Origin of the sequence: Deinococcus humi, assembly GCF_014201875.1 — a bacterium.
GTDB classification, from domain to species: domain Bacteria; phylum Deinococcota; class Deinococci; order Deinococcales; family Deinococcaceae; genus Deinococcus; species Deinococcus humi.
This window is the reverse complement of the sequence record NZ_JACHFL010000004.1, coordinates 269,040-286,643: the sequence shown is the minus strand read 5'-3', so window position 1 is coordinate 286,643 and position 17,604 is coordinate 269,040. Positions and strand designations below refer to the sequence as shown.

Here is a 17,604-nt window from a genome sequence, read left to right as displayed (position 1 = left end):
ACGCTGTCAACGGACGAGTTGTCCTGCGACTTTGCTGACATGCTGGACCTCGCGCCCGACTGGACAGGCGGCATTGACGACTTTATGAACAAGGCCAATGCCTGGCTGCACCGCCTGCTTACGCTGGACCGCGCCACCCGCCCTGAAGCCGAGGTCAACGCTCGACTGAGCCGTCATGACGCCACCGTGGGATTGCTGTCCTTCACCTGTCCTTGACGCGTTGATCCAGGAGCGCAATCGACTGATGGATCTGAAGACACCCGGCCTGATCGGCGAGGCCGCAGTCCTGGAGCAGCTGGACGTCGCCTTCAGCCTGGACGAGCCACTGGCCCGCAAACGCGCTGTCAGCCAGAACTACAACACCCGCCGCAGCAGACCGCAGTAACGCAGACCCGGCAGGGCAGACTGGCCTCCTTCAGACGTTCCTGCTCACCATTCAGCCGTAAAGTGGCGCGGTGCAGAGGAGCAGATGACCCCGACCCAAGGCCCCCCGCCCCGGATCCAGGACCTGGGACTGCTGAGCAACCGACGCAGCGCCGCACTGGTCACGTCCCTGGCCGAGGTGGTGTGGTACTGCCCGGGGCGGTTTGACGCACCTTCGTTGCTGGCCCGGCTACTGGATGACGAGCGGGGAGGCTCCTGGGCCGTGGACCTGCCGGGGGCGGCCCCGGCCGGACGCCGCTACCTAGGCGACGGTGGGCATCTGGAATCCATGCTACAGACCGGGGAGAACGGCGAGGCCCTGACCATCACCGATTTCATGCCGTTCGGAGAGGGCTTGCCTTGTGGCCTGTGCCGCGTCTTTTCGCTGGCCCCGCAGGCCTACCGGCTGGTCCTGAAGGCCGCGCCCGACTATGCCCGCCGCGCCGTCACGCTGAGCCATGACGGCGCGGGGATGCAGATCGACGGCCAGCACTGGCTGTACGCGTCCCATCCTCCGGAGGTTGTGGGCGATTCAGTGGTGATTCAGGTGCCTGTCGGCGAGGCCGCCTGGGCTTTTCTGAGTGACGAGCGCCTCGAACAGCTCGACTGGGAAACCGTGACGCGCTGGCGTGAGGCGTCTTTGCTCAACTGGCAGACGCTGACCGTCCACGCCACCTACCACGGGCCATACGAGGAGGCGGTGCGGGCCTCACTGCGGGCGCTGCGGCTGCTGACGGATCACGTGGGCCACGCCACCATCGCCGCTCCCACGACCAGCCTTCCTGAGGTTCTGGGAGGTGAAAAGAATTGGGACTACCGCTACGTCTGGCTGCGCGACGCCGGCATGGTGGTCAGCGCCCTGACCCGCGCCGGGGGCGACGGCAGCGAGGGTCGGGCCTTCCTGGAATTCATCTGCGCCTGGGCGAAGCCGCAAGGCGACCTGCCCGCGCCCCCGTTTCTGACGGTGGACGGCGGCAGGCCACCCGAGGAAACCGAACTGGAACTCGCGGGCTACGGGGGCAGTCGTCCGGTCAGAATTGGCAACGGAGCGCGTGGGCAGTTGCAACTCGATGCCTACGGCAACGTGCTGCTGGCCGCCAAACTGATCTACGAGCGCTTCGGCACCCGCGAGCATTGGGGGATCATCGAGCGACTGGCCGAGTTCCTGTGCGAGCACTGGCAGGACGACGACTACGGCATCTGGGAGGAACGCCGCAAACAGCCGTATGTGGCGGGCAAGGTGCTAACCGCCGTGGCGCTGGAGTACATCGCTGAACACAGTGAGGAGCCCCAGCAGGCCGCGCGCTGGAGGGCTGCGGCGGGGGCCGCGCGCAAGTGGGTGGGGGCGCATGCCCTGAACAGCGAGGGCGCGTACGCCTACGTGGCTGGAGAGGAGGGGGTAGACCTGACGGCGGCCCTGTACCCGGTGTGGGGTTTTTGTGCCCCCGACTCGCCCGAGATGCTAGCTACGATGGCCGCGCTGGAACGCGATCATTGCCAGGATCACCTGTACTGGCGTTTCCTGGCCGACAACGACCCGTGTCAGGAGGGAGCGTTTCTGGCCGGGACGCTGTGGGTGGCACAGTACTGGGTAATGCGCGATCCGGCGCGGGCGCGCGCCATTCTGGACGCGGTCCTGGCCTACGCGGGTGACCTGGGCCAGTTGCCGGAGATGGCCGATCCCCGGACGCATGAGGCGCTGGGCAACGTGCCGCAGACCTTTGTCCATGCCGCACTGGTCGGTGTGGTGGTGGACCTGGCCGAGGCCGAACGAGCGCAGCACCCGACCTGAACGCCAGGACTGGAAAGCCGCCAGGGAGGCGCTACCCTTGGGGCGTGCGCCTTCCCGATCTGCTGCGATTCTCCGCACTGGGGCTGCTGCGCCGTCCGGTCCGGACCGTGCTGACGGCGCTGGGGCTGGCGGTGGCGCTGGGCAGCATGCTCCTGTTTCTGTCGCTGGGCGAGGGCCTGCGCGGAGTCTTTCAGAGCGAACTGGGAACGGTGGGGCCGGACCTTCAGGTGGCGAGCACGCGGGCAGGAGAGACCCTGCTGCCACACATGGACCTGAACCCGGCGGTGGTGGACGAGTTGCGGCGGCTGTCGCCCCGGCTGGGCATCGAGGACGTGATCCCGGTGGCCGCCACGATTCGTCAGTCGCTGGACCCGGCCCAGAGCGCGGTCTTCTACGGCCTGCCTGCCGCAAGCGGCATCGGCGCGATGTTCACAGGCGTCAAGGTGGCACGCGGACGGCTGCTGGGGCCAGGCGATACCGGAAAGGACGTGGCCGTCCTTGGGGCCAGGGCCGCCCAGAACCTGGGGCTGGGCCTGGGCGACACCCTGGAGCTGACACGCCGGGGTAAGGCGCGGGTGATTGGCATCCTGCAACCGGCGAGCGCCCTGACCGACACCTTCACCTTCCTGCCCCTGGAAGCCGTGCAACACGCCTTCGGGGCAGACAATCGCCTCTCACTTGTGGCGCTGCGGCTGAAGAACCCTGCCAACGCCGACCGGGTGGCCGCCACCCTGGCAAGGGAGCCTCAGGTTGGTGGACTGGGCCTGGAAATCAGCACCCGCGCCGATGTGGCCGGCAATCTTGGCAAACTGCTCAGCAGCGCCGATCTCCTGAGCGTGTGTCTGTCGGCCATCGCGCTCCTCGTGGGCGGACTGGCGGTAGTCAACACCGTACTGATGGGCGTTTACGAACGCACCCGCGAGTTCGGCACCCTGCGGGCCATCGGGGCGCGGCCCGCTTTCGTGCGCTGGCTGGTGCTGAGCGAAACTGTGCTGCTGTCCGGACTGGGCGGTGTGGTGGGACTGGCGCTGGCGGAACTGGGCGTGTGGGGCATCAACATCTATACCCAGGATCTGGCGGGCTTTGACGGGGCTTTACTGACCCCGCGCCTGATCGTGGTGGGCCTGGGAGTGGCCCTGGCAGTAGGCGTCCTGGCCGGGCTGTGGCCCGCCCGCGCCGCCGGGCAGCTGACGGTTGTAGACGCGCTGGGCAGGCACTAGGGGGTGGCGCTCGTCCGGCCAGACTGGGTGCGAATCTGGGTGCAGCTCGGTCTCGCGGCTGTGCTGGTGGCGCTGGCCGCCTGGGGTCTGGGCCACGTCATCGGGTCCCACAATCTCCTCTTCGCGTTGGGAGTACAGGTGCTGCTGATGTGGTGGGCGCTGGCGCTTCTGGCCGTGACCCGCCCTCCATTACGCGGCGCGTTCTTTACCGTGAACGGCTGGGAAGTCTGCCTTTACCAGCGGCTGGGAGCGCCCGCCTTTGGGACGCTGTTAAGACGGGTGGGCTGGGAAAGATTACGCCGGGACGCGCGCGGCTTCAGCGGCACCCGCGCCTCACTGGCTCGGCTGGATCACGCCACGCGTGAGGCGGAATACAGCCATCTGCTGCTGGCCCTGGTCTGCGCCGGAATTGCGCTGGGCGCGCTGTCTTTGCACGCTGCCGATACGGCCGGTTGGCTTATGCTGACCGCCATTCCTACCCACCTCTACCCGGTGATGTTGCAACGCAGCCTGCGCTGGCGGCTCCAGCGCCTGGGCATCAGGGGCTGAGCTTCCGCTCTATCGCCCGCCCAGTCCGCGCCAGCTCCGCCACCAGCGTTGCAGCCTCACTCGGCGCGTCGTGCCGTCTCATCTCGGCTCCCATCGCCTGGGCGCGTCGCCGCTGGGGACTGTCACCGAGCAGCTCCAGCACGGCCCGGCGCAGGCGCTCCGGCGCGGGGCGGGCCGTGCGCAGGTTCAGGCCCACCCCCGCATGGGCCACGCGGCCCCCCACCTCAGACTTGTCTTCTGTGCTGCCCGCCACCACCACCGGGACGCCATGCGCCAGCGCTGACTGCACGCCGCCGTACCCCCCGTTGGTCACGTAAACCGAGACGTGCGGGAGCAGCGCCGCGAAGGGAATAAAGGCCGCCGCCCGCGCATTGATCGGCAGAGGGTCTAACCCTGCCGCGCCCGCCACGATCACCAGTACGTCTTCGTTTTCCAGCGCCCGCACCGCTGGCACGATCAACTCGTTCCGGTTGGTGGCAAGGGTGCCCTGCGTGACCAGCACCACAGGACGGGGCGACTCCAGCAGGTCCGGCCACCATGCCGGCAGGTTCACCTGCAGGGGGGACGGCGGCGTGATCGGCCCGATAAAATGCAGGGAACGGGGTAGATCGCTTTGCGGGTACTCGAAAGCAGGAACGGTAGGCTGAAGCATCAGGTGCGGTGAGGGGGGCAGCGCGAAGGGCCGCTCGCGAACGCCCATGCGCCGGCAGGCCGCAGACAGATCGCGCGACGCTGCTCCGAAGACCACCTGCTGGGTCAACCAGTGCAGCGCGCGGTTTCTGACCCTTCCAGCCACTGTGGCGGACGGCGGCAGGCCCAGGCCGAACGGCGCAGTATCGCGGCTCTGGATTCCCAGCGGCAGCACGCCCAGCAACGCGCAGGGCGGGCCTCCCGACTCCGCGTGCAGCAGGGCGGCCACCAGCGTCTGATCGGCCAGCACGGCGTCCGCAGGCCAGGCTCGGTGGATCTCGCGCAGATCGTGCATGTTGCCCTCGATTCCGCCCACAAAGATCTGCTGGACATCATGTTGCAACTGACGCAGGCCGCGATGGCGATTGCGCTCCGGGAAGGTGGCGCCCAAATCGGCGTCGTCGAAATCGCGGGCATGGACGAATGGCAGGAATTCGGCCCCCACAGCCTCCACCTGCGCCGCATACCCGCTTCCGGTGTACCAGCTCAGAGCGTGCCCGCGCCGGACCAGTTCCCTCGCAATGGGCAGCAGCGGCAGAACGTGCCCGGTGATCGGCTGCGAGGCGATCAGAATGCGCAACAGACAGGACTCCGTTTAAAGAGCAGGAACGCCAGATCTGGATTCAACGTAATCATCCCCAATACGCTACAACCAGCGCATCGTGAACGCTTTGGCGAGCAGAGGCTCGGCGGCGGGAGAGAGCAGCACCCGCTCGATCAGCCGTTCGCGCCAGCGTTGGGTCCGGGCGCCCACCGGACGGCCCGCCGCCATGTTCAGTTCGGCCTGACGGCCAGCTATACGGGCCGAATGGAGGCGGCGGCGCTCGAAGTGTGGCCAGTCCACCCGGCGGCCTGCGAGCGACGTTTCCAGCAGGGGGGCCAGCGCGGCGGCGTCCAGCCAGCCCAGGTTCATGCCTTGCCCGCCGATCGGGCTGACCACGTGTGCAGCGTCCCCGATCAGCACGGCCCGCCCACCCACCATCTGCGGCGCACGGTGGCGGCGGACCTCGAAGGCGCTGAGCATACGGCATTCAGGAGCGGGGACGTGCAGCCCGGTGCGCCTCTCGATCATGGCCGTCAATTCGCGGGCGGAGGCGTTCTCCAACAGCTGACTCCCGGTGTGGACCACCCAGCGCCGTCCCCGGCCTGGCAGCGGAAAGGATTCCACCACTCCCTCCCCGGTCAGCGCCACCAGAGCGGTCTGACCCAGCGGCGTGGTATCGGGAAAATCGCCCATCAGGTACTTGTCCGGGTAGAGACGACCGGGAAAGGGCAGCCCCAGCGCCTCCCGAACGCCGCTGCGCCAGCCGTCCGCACCCACGATGAGGCGGGCGCGCAATTTCAGAGGTCGGCCCTGATCGTCGGCGGTGACGTGGACGCCGTCGGCCCCTTCGCGAAGCTTCATAACTGTGAGGCCGGGGCAAAAGGACCCAGGGGCGAGTTCGGCCAGCCGACGCCTCAGCACGGCCTCCGTATCGCGCTGTGGCAGCGAGAGAATAAACGGGAACTGTGCCGAGGCTGTGCCGAAGCCCAGCTCACCCAGCGGTCCGTGCTCACCAGTGACCATGCCGCGCGTGATGCGCAGCCCTGCAGCCAGCAGCGGTTCAGTCAGGCCCACCTCCCGGAATGCTTCCAGTGCGGGCGGATGAATACCGATGGCCCGAGAATGCTGACCCGGCTGTGCCCGCCGTTCCAGGACGCGGAAGCTCAGGCCGCGCTGTGCCAGCAGGCACCCCAGGAACAGGCCCACCGGGCCACCTCCAACAATCAGCACATCCCAGACCGGCTCAGGCACGCGCCGAAGCCTCATACATCAGCAGATTGCGAAATGGGATCACGGTGCGAACCGTCCAGTCCGGCGGGGCCAGCTCTCTAAGCTCGGCGGCGGTGAAGCTGCGGCGAATGGAAAGCAGCCCGTCCGGACCAATGAACGATCCACGGAACAGCGGTGCCACTCCAGCACGGAAACCCAGGTAAGCCAGCGGACTGCGTTGAATGTCGCTGTGGACCACCAGATCCGAACACAGCCCTTCGCAATCTTGCAGGAGGGCGCTCAGCTCCGAGGCCGTCAGGTGGTGCAAGAGGTGGTTGGAGGTCACCAGATCAAAGCGCTGCCCCTCCCGCATCAGATCACCGCTCATGGCCTGCCGGAAGTGCAGCCCCGATACGGGCGGCTGGTCCTGCGCAAAGGCAACCGCCCGCGCGTCGGCGTCGATGGCCGTGATCCGCAGGGTGAAGCCGTCCCGGGCCGCCCAGCGGGCCAGCGCGCGCGGGACGTCGCCACCGCCGCAACCGATATCCAGCAGCGTGTTTGGGCGCGAGGCCGAAAGCCGGGGGCGGAGAACCTGTCGGTAGACCTGTCGCCACCCAGCCACCAGCCCATTGACGGCACCGAACTGGGCGTAAGTACGGTTCAGTTCGGTCAGATCACAGTGGGGATCGTCCATGCGTTCGGCCAGGTGAATCTCGCGCACGGTCAAGGGAACCGGGAGGATCACTGCACTCCGGCCAGTTCACCCTGCCGGTCCGCCGTTGCTCTGTCTCCCGTGCCCACCGCACCGCTCAGCAGACCCATTTCCACTGTCAGGCCCGGCCCGAAGGCCATCGCGCAGACCCGCTCCCCATCGGGCACTGTGGCCAGCAGGTCTTTCAGAATAAATAGAATGGTGGCACTACTCATGTTGCCATACTGGCGCAGCACCTCGCGCGACGGAACCATCTGCTCGTCACTGAGCTTCAAGCTGCCCTGCACCTTGTCCAGAATGCTCCGCCCACCAGGATGGATGGCCCAATGTTCGACCCCGACGTGTCGGGCCTCGGCGAGCGCGGGTTCGTGGTCCAGCAACGGCGACAGCGCGCCCTCGATATGCGACTCGATGATGGAAGGAACGTAACTGCTCAGGACCATCTCGTAACCTTGATCGCCAATGGTCCAGGCCATCTCCGCCTCGCCCACACCGGGGGGGGTCAAGGTGGTCTCGAAGTGATCCATGCGCAGGGCCCGCCTTCCAGCCGCCGGAGGGCGGGCGCTGACCAGCGCCGCCGCGCAGCCGTCCCCGAACACAGAGGCGGCGATGATGGTGTCGGGGTCCGGTGAGGCGTGCATATGGAGGGTGCACAGCTCGGCGCTGACCACCAGCACTGCAGCCTTCGGATCGGCCTGACAGAATGCCTTCGCCATCTTCAGCGCGGGAAAGGCCGCGTAACAGCCCATGAAACCCACGTGGTAGCGGCCTACGTCGCCACTCAGCCCCAGCGCCCGGACAATCGCGTAATCCGGCCCAGGCGCAAAGAACCCGGTGCACGACACCGTAATGACGTGGGTCACATCGGCAGCTTCGAAAGCACTGTTGTCCAGCACCTTGCGGGCGGCCTCCACATACAGTTTGGTGGCCTCTCGGGCATAGACGATATTTCGCTCCCCGGTGGTGGGCGTCAGCATTCGCTCGCCAGATGGGTCGAAGAACAGGCCAGCCTCGCCGTCCCTGTCGGCAAATTCACGCACCACGCTGTAGCGCTGGTCGATTCCGGAGGCATTGAAGGCCGCCCCCGTCAGTCGCTTGGCGAGACGGTCCAGTTCCGGCTGCGCCTTGATGACGTCGCGAATCACCGACTGCGGGTAGGCAGTCTCGGGCAGCGCCAGGGCGATGTTATGAATGTAGACGGACATGCTGCAGGTTAGTGGCTGAAACTGACCTCAAGTGCGTGAATTGCACAAGGATTGAGCAATGATGAGGGTAGGGCAGGGGCCTCCACCGTGTGACTGCTATCGGGGTTCAATCGACGACTCCAGGCCTGTTTACAGGGGCGGTCCTCCATGAAGCGTGGTGTGAATGGTTGAAGACGGACACACCCCTGCATGTTCCCTTTTGCAGGAAGTGATGACCTCCCACCGCGCTAAAGTTGGCACGATGACCTTCTCAATTTCGTCCCCCATCCCTGCGCTGGCCCCCCGCCTTGGCTAGAGGCTTGCAGCTCCAGGCACTGGCCGGGCTGCCCCGGAATGCCCGCAACTCCATTCTGATGGAGCCGCTGTGGGGCATCTTCGGCGTTGTGGTGGTGTATTACGCCCCGCTGTACATGAGCAGCGTGGGGCTGTCCAGCACCCAGATCGGCCTGCTCGGCTCCATGACGCTGGCGCTGTCCTTTCTGTTTCAGGCGGTGGCCGCCCCGATCACCAACCGCGTGGGCCGCAAGCGCACCACCCTGATCGGAGACCTGATCTCATGGACCATCCCAATGTTCGTCTGGGCCTTCGCGCAGTCCTTCGCCGCTTTCGCCGTGGCCGCTGTTCTGGCGGCCAGTGGCCGAATCGTGTCCGTCTCATGGAGCCTGCTGCTCATCGAGGACGTCGAGGAATGGCAACGGGCACGCGTGTTCGGCATCATCAATCTGATTGTGACGATGTGCGGGCTCCTGACGCCGCTGGTGGGCCTGGTGATCGCGCAGCACGGCGTGACGGCCACCATGCGCGGCTTCTACATTCTGGGCGGCATCGGCATGACCGTCATGTTCTTGTGGCGCAATGCGATCACCAGCGAAACCCGCAGCGGCGTGGCCGCCATGGCCCAGCACCGTGAGCTGGGCCTGGGGGAGAGCGTTCGCCACGCGCTGGGCATGGTGGCTGGCATGCGCGGCCACCCCGGCCTGATGGGCGTCACCGCCTTCTACCTGCTGACCGTCTTTATCGAGCAACTCAGCCTGTTTCAGATCCTGTTCCTGGGGCAGACGCTGCGTTTCAGTGCCCAGACGCTTTCCTTTGTCCCGTTTGTGGCCGCCTTCGTGACCCTGTTGCTGTACGGGCTGGCTCTTCCCCGCCTTTCAAGACTGCCGCTGGGCCGCACGCTGGTGGTGGTCCGTGCCCTGGGCCTGATCGGCGCGGCGGCGCTGCTCCTGGTTCCGGCGGGAAACACGGCGGCCATGCTGGCGGTCGTGGGCCTGCTGGGCGGCGTCACCTTTCTGACACTGACCTACCGTGACGCCGCCCTGTTCGCCCGCCTGCCACAGGAAGGCACCGCCGATCTGTACTCGGCGGTGCAGACACTGACCCTGCTGTGCGCCATCCCGGCAGCGGGCCTGGCCGGGGCCATCTTCACCGCCTCGCCGCGCGGACTGTTCGTGCTGATCGCCGCGCTCAGCGCCGTGCTGCTGCTGCTGGCGATGTGGCTGGCCCGGCGGGACGGGCGGGCGCAATCCCTGGGCGTCTGAACCTGCCTAGCCTCCCAGGTAGCTGGCCGTCAGTTCCGGATTCTGCGCCAGTTCGCGGGCCGGGCCACTCAGTTTGACCTCCCCCGTCTCCAGCACGTAGCCGCTGTTGCTGATCGCCAGACTGGCCCGTGCGTTCTGCTCCACGAGCAGCACGGTCACGCCTTCGGCCTGCAACTGTTTGACGATGCGCAGGATGTCTCGCACGATCAGCGGCGCGAGGCCCAGCGAGGGTTCGTCGAGCAGCAGCAGACGCGGCTTGCCCATCAGGGCGCGGCCAATCGCCAGCATCTGCTGTTCGCCGCCGGACAGCGTGCCGGCCAGTTGCCTGCGCCGCTCCAGCAGGCGGGGAAAGCGCTCGTAGACCTGGTCCAGATCACCGCGCCACTTCTGCTGACGGCGGCTGTACGCGCCCAGTGTCAGGTTGTCGGCCACACTCATGGAGGCGAACAGGTCCCGCCGCTCCGGCACCAGACTGATGCCGCGCGCTACCCGGGCTTCCAGCGTCACGCCGCGCAACGACTCTCCTTCATAGAGCAGGTCGCCGCTGCTGGGCAAGATACCCATAACCGAGTTCATCAGGGTGGTCTTGCCTGCACCGTTGGCCCCGATCACGCTGACGATCTGTCCTGCAGGAACGTCCAGCGAGACGCCGCTCAGCGCTTCCACGCGGCCATAGCGCGTATGCAAGTCACGCACAGCGAGTAGGGGAGAGGACGATGTCGGTGCCGTGGTCACGCCGCCCCCTCCTCTTCCATGTCCACGCCCAGGTAGGCCTCACGCACATCGGCGTTGTCGCGTACCGCCTGCGGCGTTCCCTCGGCCAGCTTCTCACCGTAATTCATGACGACCAGACGGTCCACCAGCCCCATCACCAGGTCCATGTCGTGTTCGACGAGCAGGATGGTCACCCCCTCGTCGCGCAAACGGCGCAGCAACGTCACCAGTTCGGCCTTCTCGCCGTAGCGCAGACCGGCGGCGGGCTCATCCAGCAGCAGCAGGGTGGGATCGGCCACCAGCGCGCGGGCAATTTCCAGCACCCGCTGCTGCCCAAGCGCCAGATTGCCCGCCAGAACGTAGGCCTGATCCGCCAGCCCGACGCGCTCCAACTGACGCAGCGCCTCGTGCTGCAGCGACGCTTCCTCCGCACGTTCCAGGTGCAGCAGGCTGCGAACCATCCCCGCGTGGCCACGTGCGTAGCCGCCCATCATGGTGTTTTCCAACAGGGTCAGGTCCGGCAGCAGGTGAACGTGCTGAAATGTGCGGCTCAGGCCCAGACGGTGAATGTGACCCGCGCTGCGACGGCTGATGTCCTGCCCCATGAACGTGATCTGCCCGGAGGTGGCCGGATTGACGCCGGTGATCAGATTGAACATGGTGCTCTTGCCCGCGCCGTTGGGACCGATCAGCCCTAGGATTTCCCCAGCACTTAGTTCGAATGATACGTCGCCCACGGCCCGCAATCCACCGAACTGCTTGACTGCGTGCTGAACGCTCAGCAGCGGCGTGCCGGGCGTAGGCTTAGGGCGTGCGGCGAACTTCTTGCGTTCCGGCAGGATGCGGATGCCCTCCTGCGGTAGCACCAGTTCGATCAATGGCCACAAGCCCCGGCGCGCGAACTGCAAGACCAGAATCACCAGCGCCCCGAAGACGATGACCTCGAAATTGCCCTGCTGGCCCAGCAGCCCCGGCAGCACGTCGCGCAGAACCTCCCTGATCTGGGTGATCAGCCCCGCGCCCAGCACGCCGCCCCAGACGTGCTGCGAGCCGCCCACCACCGCCATGAACAGATACTCGATCCCCGCCTGCAGGCCGAACGGGGTGGGATTCACGAAGCGCTGGCTGTGCGCGTAAAGCCAGCCCGCCAGCGCCGCCATCAGGGCCGAGAGCACGAAGACCTGCACCCGCAGACCAAAGGCGGACACCCCGAAGGCCTCGGCCACCAGTGAGCCGCCGCGCAACGCTCGCATCGCCCGACCCGTGCGGCTCGACAGCAGAAACTGCGCGCTCAGCGCCACGAGCCCCAGGCAGATCAACGTCAGGTAAGCGAAGGAGCGCGGCGAGGTAAGTTCCAGCCCGAACACGGAGACCGGTGGAATATCAGTCAGGCCGGTGAAGCCCCCCAGCGCCGGCGTGTTGCCGAACACATAGAACAGACTGATGCCCCACGCAATCGTCGCCAGTGGCAGGTAATGGCCCTGCATCCGCAACGTCAGCACCCCGAGAATCCACGCGATCAGCCCCGTAACCAGCAGCGAGACGGGAAGCGACAGCCATGGGTTCCAGCCCATTTGCGCGGTCAGGATGGCTGTAGTGTATGCCCCGACGCCCATGAAGGCTGCCTGCCCGAAACTGGTCAATCCCAGGATACCGGTCAGCAACACCAGCCCGGTCACCACAATGGAGAAGATCAGGATGTTGGTCAGCAGCGTGACCTGAAAAAGGGGCAGCAGCAGTGGCAGAGACAGCGCGACCAGGCCGGCAGCCAAGCTCAGGCCCAGACGACGCGAGAATTTCGGGGCGGTTCTGGCAGTGGTCATTCCTCGTCCTCCGGAATGTGACGGGTGGTCAGGGAGCGCCATAGCAGCACCGGCAGAATCAGCGTGAACACGATCACCTCTTTCCAGGCCGAGAGGCTGAAGCTGGCGAAGCTCTCGATCAGGCCCACCAGAATCGCCCCGGCTGCCGCCAGCGGGTAGCTGACCAGGCCGCCAATGATTGCGCCCACGAATCCCTTGAGGCCGATCAAAAAACCGCTGTCGTAGGTCACGGCCACGCTGGGCCCGATCAACACGCCGCCCAGCGCCCCGATAAGGGCGGCCAGCGTGAAGGTCAGCATGCCTGCCGAGGACGGACTGATGCCCACCAGCCGCGCGCCCAGGCGGTTAACGGCGGTGGCCCGCAGCGCCTTTCCAGGCATGGTTCGCTCGAAGAACAGATACAGGCCAAGCATCAGCGCTGCCGAGGCCACGATCACCAGCAGGCTCTGCCAGCTCAGCGTCACCTGCCCCAGCGTCAGGTTGCCCTCGAAAAAGGCCGGAGTCCTCGAGCCTTCTGGTCCGAAGAACACCAGTGCCAGACCGGTCAGCAGAAGATGCAGGGCAACGGAGGCGATCAGCAGGACCAGGACGGTGGCATTCTGCAGGGGCTGGTAGACGACGCGGTAAAGCAGTGGGCCCAGCGGAGCAACGAGACCCAAGGTCAGGATGACCTGGACCCAGAGAGGAGCTTTCAAGGGGGCCAGCCAGCCTATCAGTGCCCACATGCCTACACCCAGGAGTGCGGCACCGCCTACGGTCAACAGTCCCCGGCGTGTCTGCCCAGCGCGCGCCGAAGAAAAGGCTTCCATCATTGCGGCAATGCCAAGCAGCGCCAGAACCAGCCATAGTGTCCCCGGGGTGCGGCCCAGTTGCAAAGAGGCCAGGGTCAAGGTCCCGAAGACCACAAATTCACCCTGGGGGATAAAGATCACGCGGGTGACTGCGAAAATCAGGACCAGCGCCAGGGCCAGCAAAGCGTAGACCGCCCCGTTGGTCAGCCCGTCGGCTGCCAGAATCGGGAAGATGGTGGGGTCAAAAATCTGCACTTGGCTCCAGATCAGCCTGCGCCAACCTGCCTAAAACTCGTTTGGTTGTCATTGCCAGCCACCATACGGAGTTTCTGAGCGGTCAACAAGAGACGCGATCAAGTGCGAGGCTCGATTTTATGCCCGTCATTTGGGTTGGTGCCTGATGTTCGTGCCTCAACACGGACATCTGAGGCGACTTCTTATGGTCGAATCACCCAATGGAGAAGAAAATTGTTGGAACTGTATTTTCCTGATACAGAGCTATGCATAATCGCGGACGGACGAACGGGGCATCAGGAGGGCCGTAGAGGGCCTATGAGCAGGAGGGACGTATAGAGAGGCCCACTTTAGTTCGGAGGGCCCTCTACGGCCCTTCGGCGAGCTTACAGGAACACTCTCGTTAAGACAGAGGACAAGTCTCGTCATAACGCTACAACTGCAGCCCGTTTTTGCAAATCTGTCCCCTAGTGCCCAGTAGGGGTAATAAGGGGTCCCTGATGATGTTGTATTTGATCTTTAAAAGATTCTCTAAAAGATATGATGATCATCATCAGAGGGGGCGGGGGAGGGGCGACAACTACGACGATTTCCAGCTTTTTCGCCTGAGTTGTCCGGTAGTTGTAAGACGAAATCGCCTGAGTTGTCCGGTACATTTTGAGTTAATCGCCTGGGTTGTCCGGTAGTTGTAAGACGAAATCGCCTGAGTTGTCCGGTACTCCAGACCTGCAATCGCCTGAGTTGTCCGGTACTCCAGACCTGCAATCGCCTGAGTTGTCCGGTGGTGCTGAGGATCTAATCGCCTGAGTTGTCCGGTAGTTGTAAGACGAAATCGCCTGAGTTGTCCGGTACTCCAGACCTGCAATCGCCTGAGTTGTCCGGTAATTGCACGGAACCGGTGAGCCAACCTGAAAAAGATTGTCTGAGAAGAACTTTTTTACGGTTCCCCGTCCCCCAATCGCCTGAGTTGTCCGATAGTCCAACCGACCAATCGCCTGAGTTGTCCGGTAGTAGTTTTTAAACCTCTTGGACGCGTATTATGCATAAACCGCACTGGGAGGACATGGCGTTGACGCGCACCAAAAGTTCCCAAAAAACCAGACCAGCCACTCCGAAAGAAATCTCGCGCATTGACGAGGCCAACGTGGGTCGGCTGGGGCTGATCAGCATCCAGGAGCGCGTTCCAGACAGCTTTACGTCCTGGACCATCGACTTTCACGTGGAAGGCCGTCCGGCGCGGCTGAGTTGCGACGCCATTCCCAAATATGGTGGTGTACCGCATGGTCTCGATGGCGACATCTCGACGGCGCTGATTGATCTGTACGTAGAGGGCGGCTGTCCGGAAGACGGCACCTTGCACACCACCGCCTATCAGATTCTGAAACGGGCTGGCCTGCACGATTCCGGTCGGTACTATCAGAACCTTCGTCAGACATTGTTTCGCCTGCGGACGTCCACGTACACCGCTTCAGAGGCGTGGCGTGATCACCGGCGGGGCAACTGGACCACAGTGACCTTCAATTATCTGGAAGCGCTGGAATTTACCAGCGGTGACGAGGATCTGGGACTGAACCGCAGCAGTACCCTCAAGATCCGGCTGGCAACCCCGATCACCAAATCGATTCGCGCCCAGTACACCAAACCGCTGGACTTGGAGTTCCTGACCAGCCTGGACCGTCCGCTGACCCGCGCGCTGTACCGCCTGCTGGACGCACGGCGCTATCCCCCCGAAGACCCGCGCGAGCCGCTGGCATCGTTCACGGTTAACCTGATTGACTGGGCGGAGGCGTGCAAGATTGTGGACCGCCGCAGCAACAAGATTCGCTCGACACTGCAGGGTGCACATGAGGAGCTTATAGAGCGGCTGTACCTGAGCGCAGTGGAATATGAGGGGCGGGGTCAGAAACAACAGCTCACCTACCGCTTCGCCGATCTGGCAGACCGCGAGGAGTCCACCCTGCCCGACAGCCCCCTGATCATGGAACTGGCCGAGTACCGGGTGTCGGGTCCGGTGGCCCGCCGTCTTATCGAGGAGTACGGTGACGAACATGTTCAGGCACGTCTGGCCAAGTTCGTTCGTCTGCTGGACAGTGGTTTTAAGGCCCGTAACCGGTCGGCGGTGCTTGTAGACGTCATCCGCGATCAGGAGGGCAAATACCCTGAAAAGGAGGCGCCCAGCGAAAAGGCCGCGAAGAGGAAGGGGCGTCTTCCGGCCTCCAACATGCCCACGCTGGTGGAGGCGACCGACGAGCCGCAGCCGCTGGAGACGCAGGTGGATTCGGCCCTCAAGACCTTGCAATTTCTGTTACGCGAACGCCTGAGCGTCAGCGAGTACGCCCTGTTGCGCATGGGCATGATCATCGGACAGCCGGATCCTCAGGAGGTCACCCGGCTGGCCTCGCGGGCCAAAGTGGAGGGACGGCTCGACGCCTTTACCGCCGAACTTCTTGAGCATCTGGGCCATCTTCAGGTGATGGACAGTGGGGCGAACTGAGCATTGGAAGGTTTGCAGAGTACCGGACAACTCAGGCGATTGGGGCAATGATCGGGTCGTCAGGATTCCTGGTCGTCATGTGACGAGTGCGAGCATTCAGCGCACCTGTGCTGTGGATTTTTCTTGTCTCATAGGGTGATTGAGGACAGTGGCGTGGATAAGTTCAGTCCTTGATAGGTGATTCCTCGTCATTCCTGATAAAGCGCTTGGTCAGCCAGCGATCCAGGCGAGCAAGGTTCTCTGCCTGTCGTGCGTAAGAAGCATTGATGGAGCGTAAGCGGGTCTGAAGGGCCTGCAAACGTTCATCGCTCAGCGGCACATCTTCACGCTTCCAGTCGCGGCGGCGGTTGCCCGCAAGATCGTGGGTGGCGCGCCGCAAGATGACCATGTCGCGGGCCTCATCAAGCGGCATACCTAGAGCGCGCAGATCGATCAGATCGCGCAGCAGCCGCAGTGAATATGGCCCATACAGCAACCGGCCCGATGCGGTGGTCAGATCCGGGGTCAGCAGTTCAAGCTCGGCATAGTGCATTACCGTCCGGCGCGTGACTCCGGCCTCGCGTGCCAGCTCGGCAGTGGTGTAAAGGGTGGTCCCAGAGGTATCGGGCGTGCTCAAGGGATGATGACCACCTTGCCCGTCACGCGCCGTTCCAGCAGGGCGCGCATGGCCTGTGGACCGTCGTCCAGTGAATAGCGCCCACTCACCAGCGGTTTGACGGTGTTTTCCAGGACCCAGCCCGCGAGCCGCGCCAGGTTGCGCGCGTTGGCCGCTGGATCACGTCTGGCGAATTCGCCCCAGAACACGCCCACCAGCGAGGCACCCTTGAGTAGGGGCAGATTCAGGGGCAATTTGGGAATCTCGCCGCCCGCGAAACCGATTACCAGATAGCGCCCGCCCCAGCCGATGCTGCGAAAGGCCGGTTCGGCGTACTGATCGCCTACAGGGTCAAAGATGACATCTGGCCCCTTGCCGCCGGTCAGGGTTTTGAGGCGTTCGCGCAAATCCTCGGTGGCGTAATTGAGACCCTCATCCGCGCCGTGATTACGGGCCAGTTGCAACTTTTCGTCGCTGCCGGCGGCCGCGATCACCCGCGCACCCAACGCCTTGCCGATCATCACGGCTGCTAGCCCCACGCCGCCCGCTGCGCCCAGCACCAGCAGGGTTTCGCCAGCCTTGAGCTGCGCGCGGTCCACCAGCGCGTGCATGGTGGTGCCGTAGGCCAGAGGCAGCGTTGCAGCCACCTCGAACTCCATCCCGTCCGGTAAAGGCATCACGGTTGCCGCGTCGGCTTTCAGATGCGTGGCGAACGCGCCCAGCCCGGTGAACGCCACTACGCGTTGACCGACGCTCAGGTGTTTGACCCCTTCGCCAATGGCGCTGACAACCCCCGCCGCCTCGGCCCCAGGGACGAACGGTAGAGGAGGCTTGATCTGGTACTGGCCCATGACCATCAGGGCATCCGGGTAGTTCACGCCTGCCGCCCTGACTTCTAGGACGATTTCGTTGGGGCCGGGCGTGGGATCGGGCTGGGTCTGGACGGTCAGTGTTTCGGGCTGGTCGAATGTTTGGCAGATCAGGGCGCGCATGATGGAACCTCCTGGAAACGGGACTGAGACGGTGGTGCGCTATGCCCTATATTAACGCCAACGTTCAAAATAGACGTGC

Annotated in this window: 16 protein-coding genes; 7 read left to right on the top strand and 9 right to left on the bottom strand. The window is 64.6% G+C overall.

Features of this window, described 5'->3' with window-relative positions:
- Positions 1–39: 39 nt before the first annotated feature.
- From HNQ08_RS10295 to HNQ08_RS10275, 5 genes are all read left to right on the top strand, one after another.
- The gene (locus HNQ08_RS10295; RefSeq protein ID WP_184131070.1) at positions 40–216 is read left to right on the top strand and encodes a hypothetical protein; all 177 of its coding nucleotides are present in this window, start codon (positions 40–42) and stop codon (positions 214–216) included.
- A gap of 28 nt (positions 217–244) precedes the next feature.
- Positions 245–385 carry a hypothetical protein gene (locus HNQ08_RS10290; RefSeq protein WP_184131067.1) on the top strand — a complete coding sequence of 47 codons (141 nt, stop codon included), beginning with the start codon at positions 245–247 and terminating at the stop codon, positions 383–385.
- An 84-nt stretch (positions 386–469) separates the two neighbouring features.
- Complete coding sequence (locus tag HNQ08_RS10285; protein WP_184131064.1) at positions 470–2,215, top strand: glycoside hydrolase family 15 protein; 1,746 nt, start codon at positions 470–472, stop codon at positions 2,213–2,215.
- Positions 2,216–2,259: 44 nt separating this feature from the next.
- Positions 2,260–3,435: an ABC transporter permease gene (locus tag HNQ08_RS10280; RefSeq protein WP_184131061.1), complete on the top strand. Its 1,176-nt coding sequence runs from the start codon at positions 2,260–2,262 to the stop codon at positions 3,433–3,435.
- A 3-nt stretch (positions 3,436–3,438) separates the two neighbouring features.
- Positions 3,439–3,984: a glycosyl-4,4'-diaponeurosporenoate acyltransferase CrtO family protein gene (locus tag HNQ08_RS10275; RefSeq protein WP_184131058.1), complete on the top strand. Its 546-nt coding sequence runs from the start codon at positions 3,439–3,441 to the stop codon at positions 3,982–3,984.
- Here HNQ08_RS10275 and HNQ08_RS10270 read toward each other — a convergent pair.
- The 4 genes from HNQ08_RS10270 to HNQ08_RS10255 all read right to left on the bottom strand — a co-directional run bounded on the left by HNQ08_RS10270 (position 3,974) and on the right by HNQ08_RS10255 (position 8,344).
- The gene (locus tag HNQ08_RS10270; RefSeq protein WP_229789811.1) at positions 3,974–5,254 is read right to left on the bottom strand and encodes a glycosyltransferase; all 1,281 of its coding nucleotides are present in this window, start codon (positions 5,252–5,254) and stop codon (positions 3,974–3,976) included. The two genes, HNQ08_RS10275 and HNQ08_RS10270, sit on opposite strands and share 11 nt — an antisense overlap.
- A 66-nt stretch (positions 5,255–5,320) precedes the next feature.
- Entirely contained in the window at positions 5,321–6,469 is a 1,149-nt protein-coding gene (locus HNQ08_RS10265) for an FAD-dependent oxidoreductase (RefSeq protein WP_229789813.1), read from the bottom strand.
- Positions 6,462–7,172: a class I SAM-dependent methyltransferase gene (locus HNQ08_RS10260; protein WP_229789820.1), complete on the bottom strand. Its 711-nt coding sequence runs from the start codon at positions 7,170–7,172 to the stop codon at positions 6,462–6,464. Before HNQ08_RS10260 ends, HNQ08_RS10265 begins: the two co-directional genes overlap by 8 nt.
- Entirely contained in the window at positions 7,169–8,344 is a 1,176-nt protein-coding gene (locus HNQ08_RS10255; protein WP_184131052.1) for a type III polyketide synthase, read from the bottom strand. The genes HNQ08_RS10260 and HNQ08_RS10255 overlap by 4 nt, the downstream gene beginning before the upstream one ends.
- A gap of 299 nt (positions 8,345–8,643) precedes the next feature.
- Here HNQ08_RS10255 and HNQ08_RS10250 point away from each other — a divergent pair, with 299 nt between their 5' ends.
- The gene (locus tag HNQ08_RS10250; protein WP_229789822.1) at positions 8,644–9,882 is read left to right on the top strand and encodes an MFS transporter; all 1,239 of its coding nucleotides are present in this window, start codon (positions 8,644–8,646) and stop codon (positions 9,880–9,882) included.
- Between the two features lie 6 nt (positions 9,883–9,888).
- On the opposite strand, the gene HNQ08_RS10245 is transcribed toward HNQ08_RS10250, so the two are convergent.
- The 3 genes from HNQ08_RS10245 to HNQ08_RS10235 are packed head-to-tail and all read right to left on the bottom strand — an operon-like array spanning position 9,889 to position 13,465.
- Entirely contained in the window at positions 9,889–10,617 is a 729-nt protein-coding gene (locus HNQ08_RS10245) for an ABC transporter ATP-binding protein (protein ID WP_184131048.1), read from the bottom strand.
- Positions 10,614–12,419, bottom strand: a complete 1,806-nt coding sequence (locus tag HNQ08_RS10240) for a branched-chain amino acid ABC transporter ATP-binding protein/permease (RefSeq protein WP_184131045.1) — start codon at positions 12,417–12,419, stop codon at positions 10,614–10,616. The genes HNQ08_RS10245 and HNQ08_RS10240 overlap by 4 nt, the downstream gene beginning before the upstream one ends.
- On the bottom strand, positions 12,416–13,465 hold the full coding sequence (locus HNQ08_RS10235; RefSeq protein WP_184131042.1) for a branched-chain amino acid ABC transporter permease: 1,050 nt from the start codon (positions 13,463–13,465) through the stop codon (positions 12,416–12,418). Before HNQ08_RS10235 ends, HNQ08_RS10240 begins: the two co-directional genes overlap by 4 nt.
- Positions 13,466–14,483: 1,018 nt before the next feature.
- On the opposite strand from HNQ08_RS10235, the gene HNQ08_RS10230 reads away from it, so the two are divergent.
- Positions 14,484–15,938, top strand: a complete 1,455-nt coding sequence (locus HNQ08_RS10230) for a replication initiator protein A (protein ID WP_229789825.1) — start codon at positions 14,484–14,486, stop codon at positions 15,936–15,938.
- Between the two features lie 163 nt (positions 15,939–16,101).
- On the opposite strand, the gene HNQ08_RS10225 is transcribed toward HNQ08_RS10230, so the two are convergent.
- Together HNQ08_RS10225 and HNQ08_RS10220 are read right to left on the bottom strand one after the other, a co-directional pair.
- Positions 16,102–16,554 carry a MerR family transcriptional regulator gene (locus HNQ08_RS10225; protein WP_184131039.1) on the bottom strand — a complete coding sequence of 151 codons (453 nt, stop codon included), beginning with the start codon at positions 16,552–16,554 and terminating at the stop codon, positions 16,102–16,104.
- The gene (locus tag HNQ08_RS10220; RefSeq protein ID WP_184131037.1) at positions 16,551–17,525 is read right to left on the bottom strand and encodes an NADPH:quinone oxidoreductase family protein; all 975 of its coding nucleotides are present in this window, start codon (positions 17,523–17,525) and stop codon (positions 16,551–16,553) included. The genes HNQ08_RS10225 and HNQ08_RS10220 overlap by 4 nt, the downstream gene beginning before the upstream one ends.
- Positions 17,526–17,604: the final 79 nt, after the last annotated feature.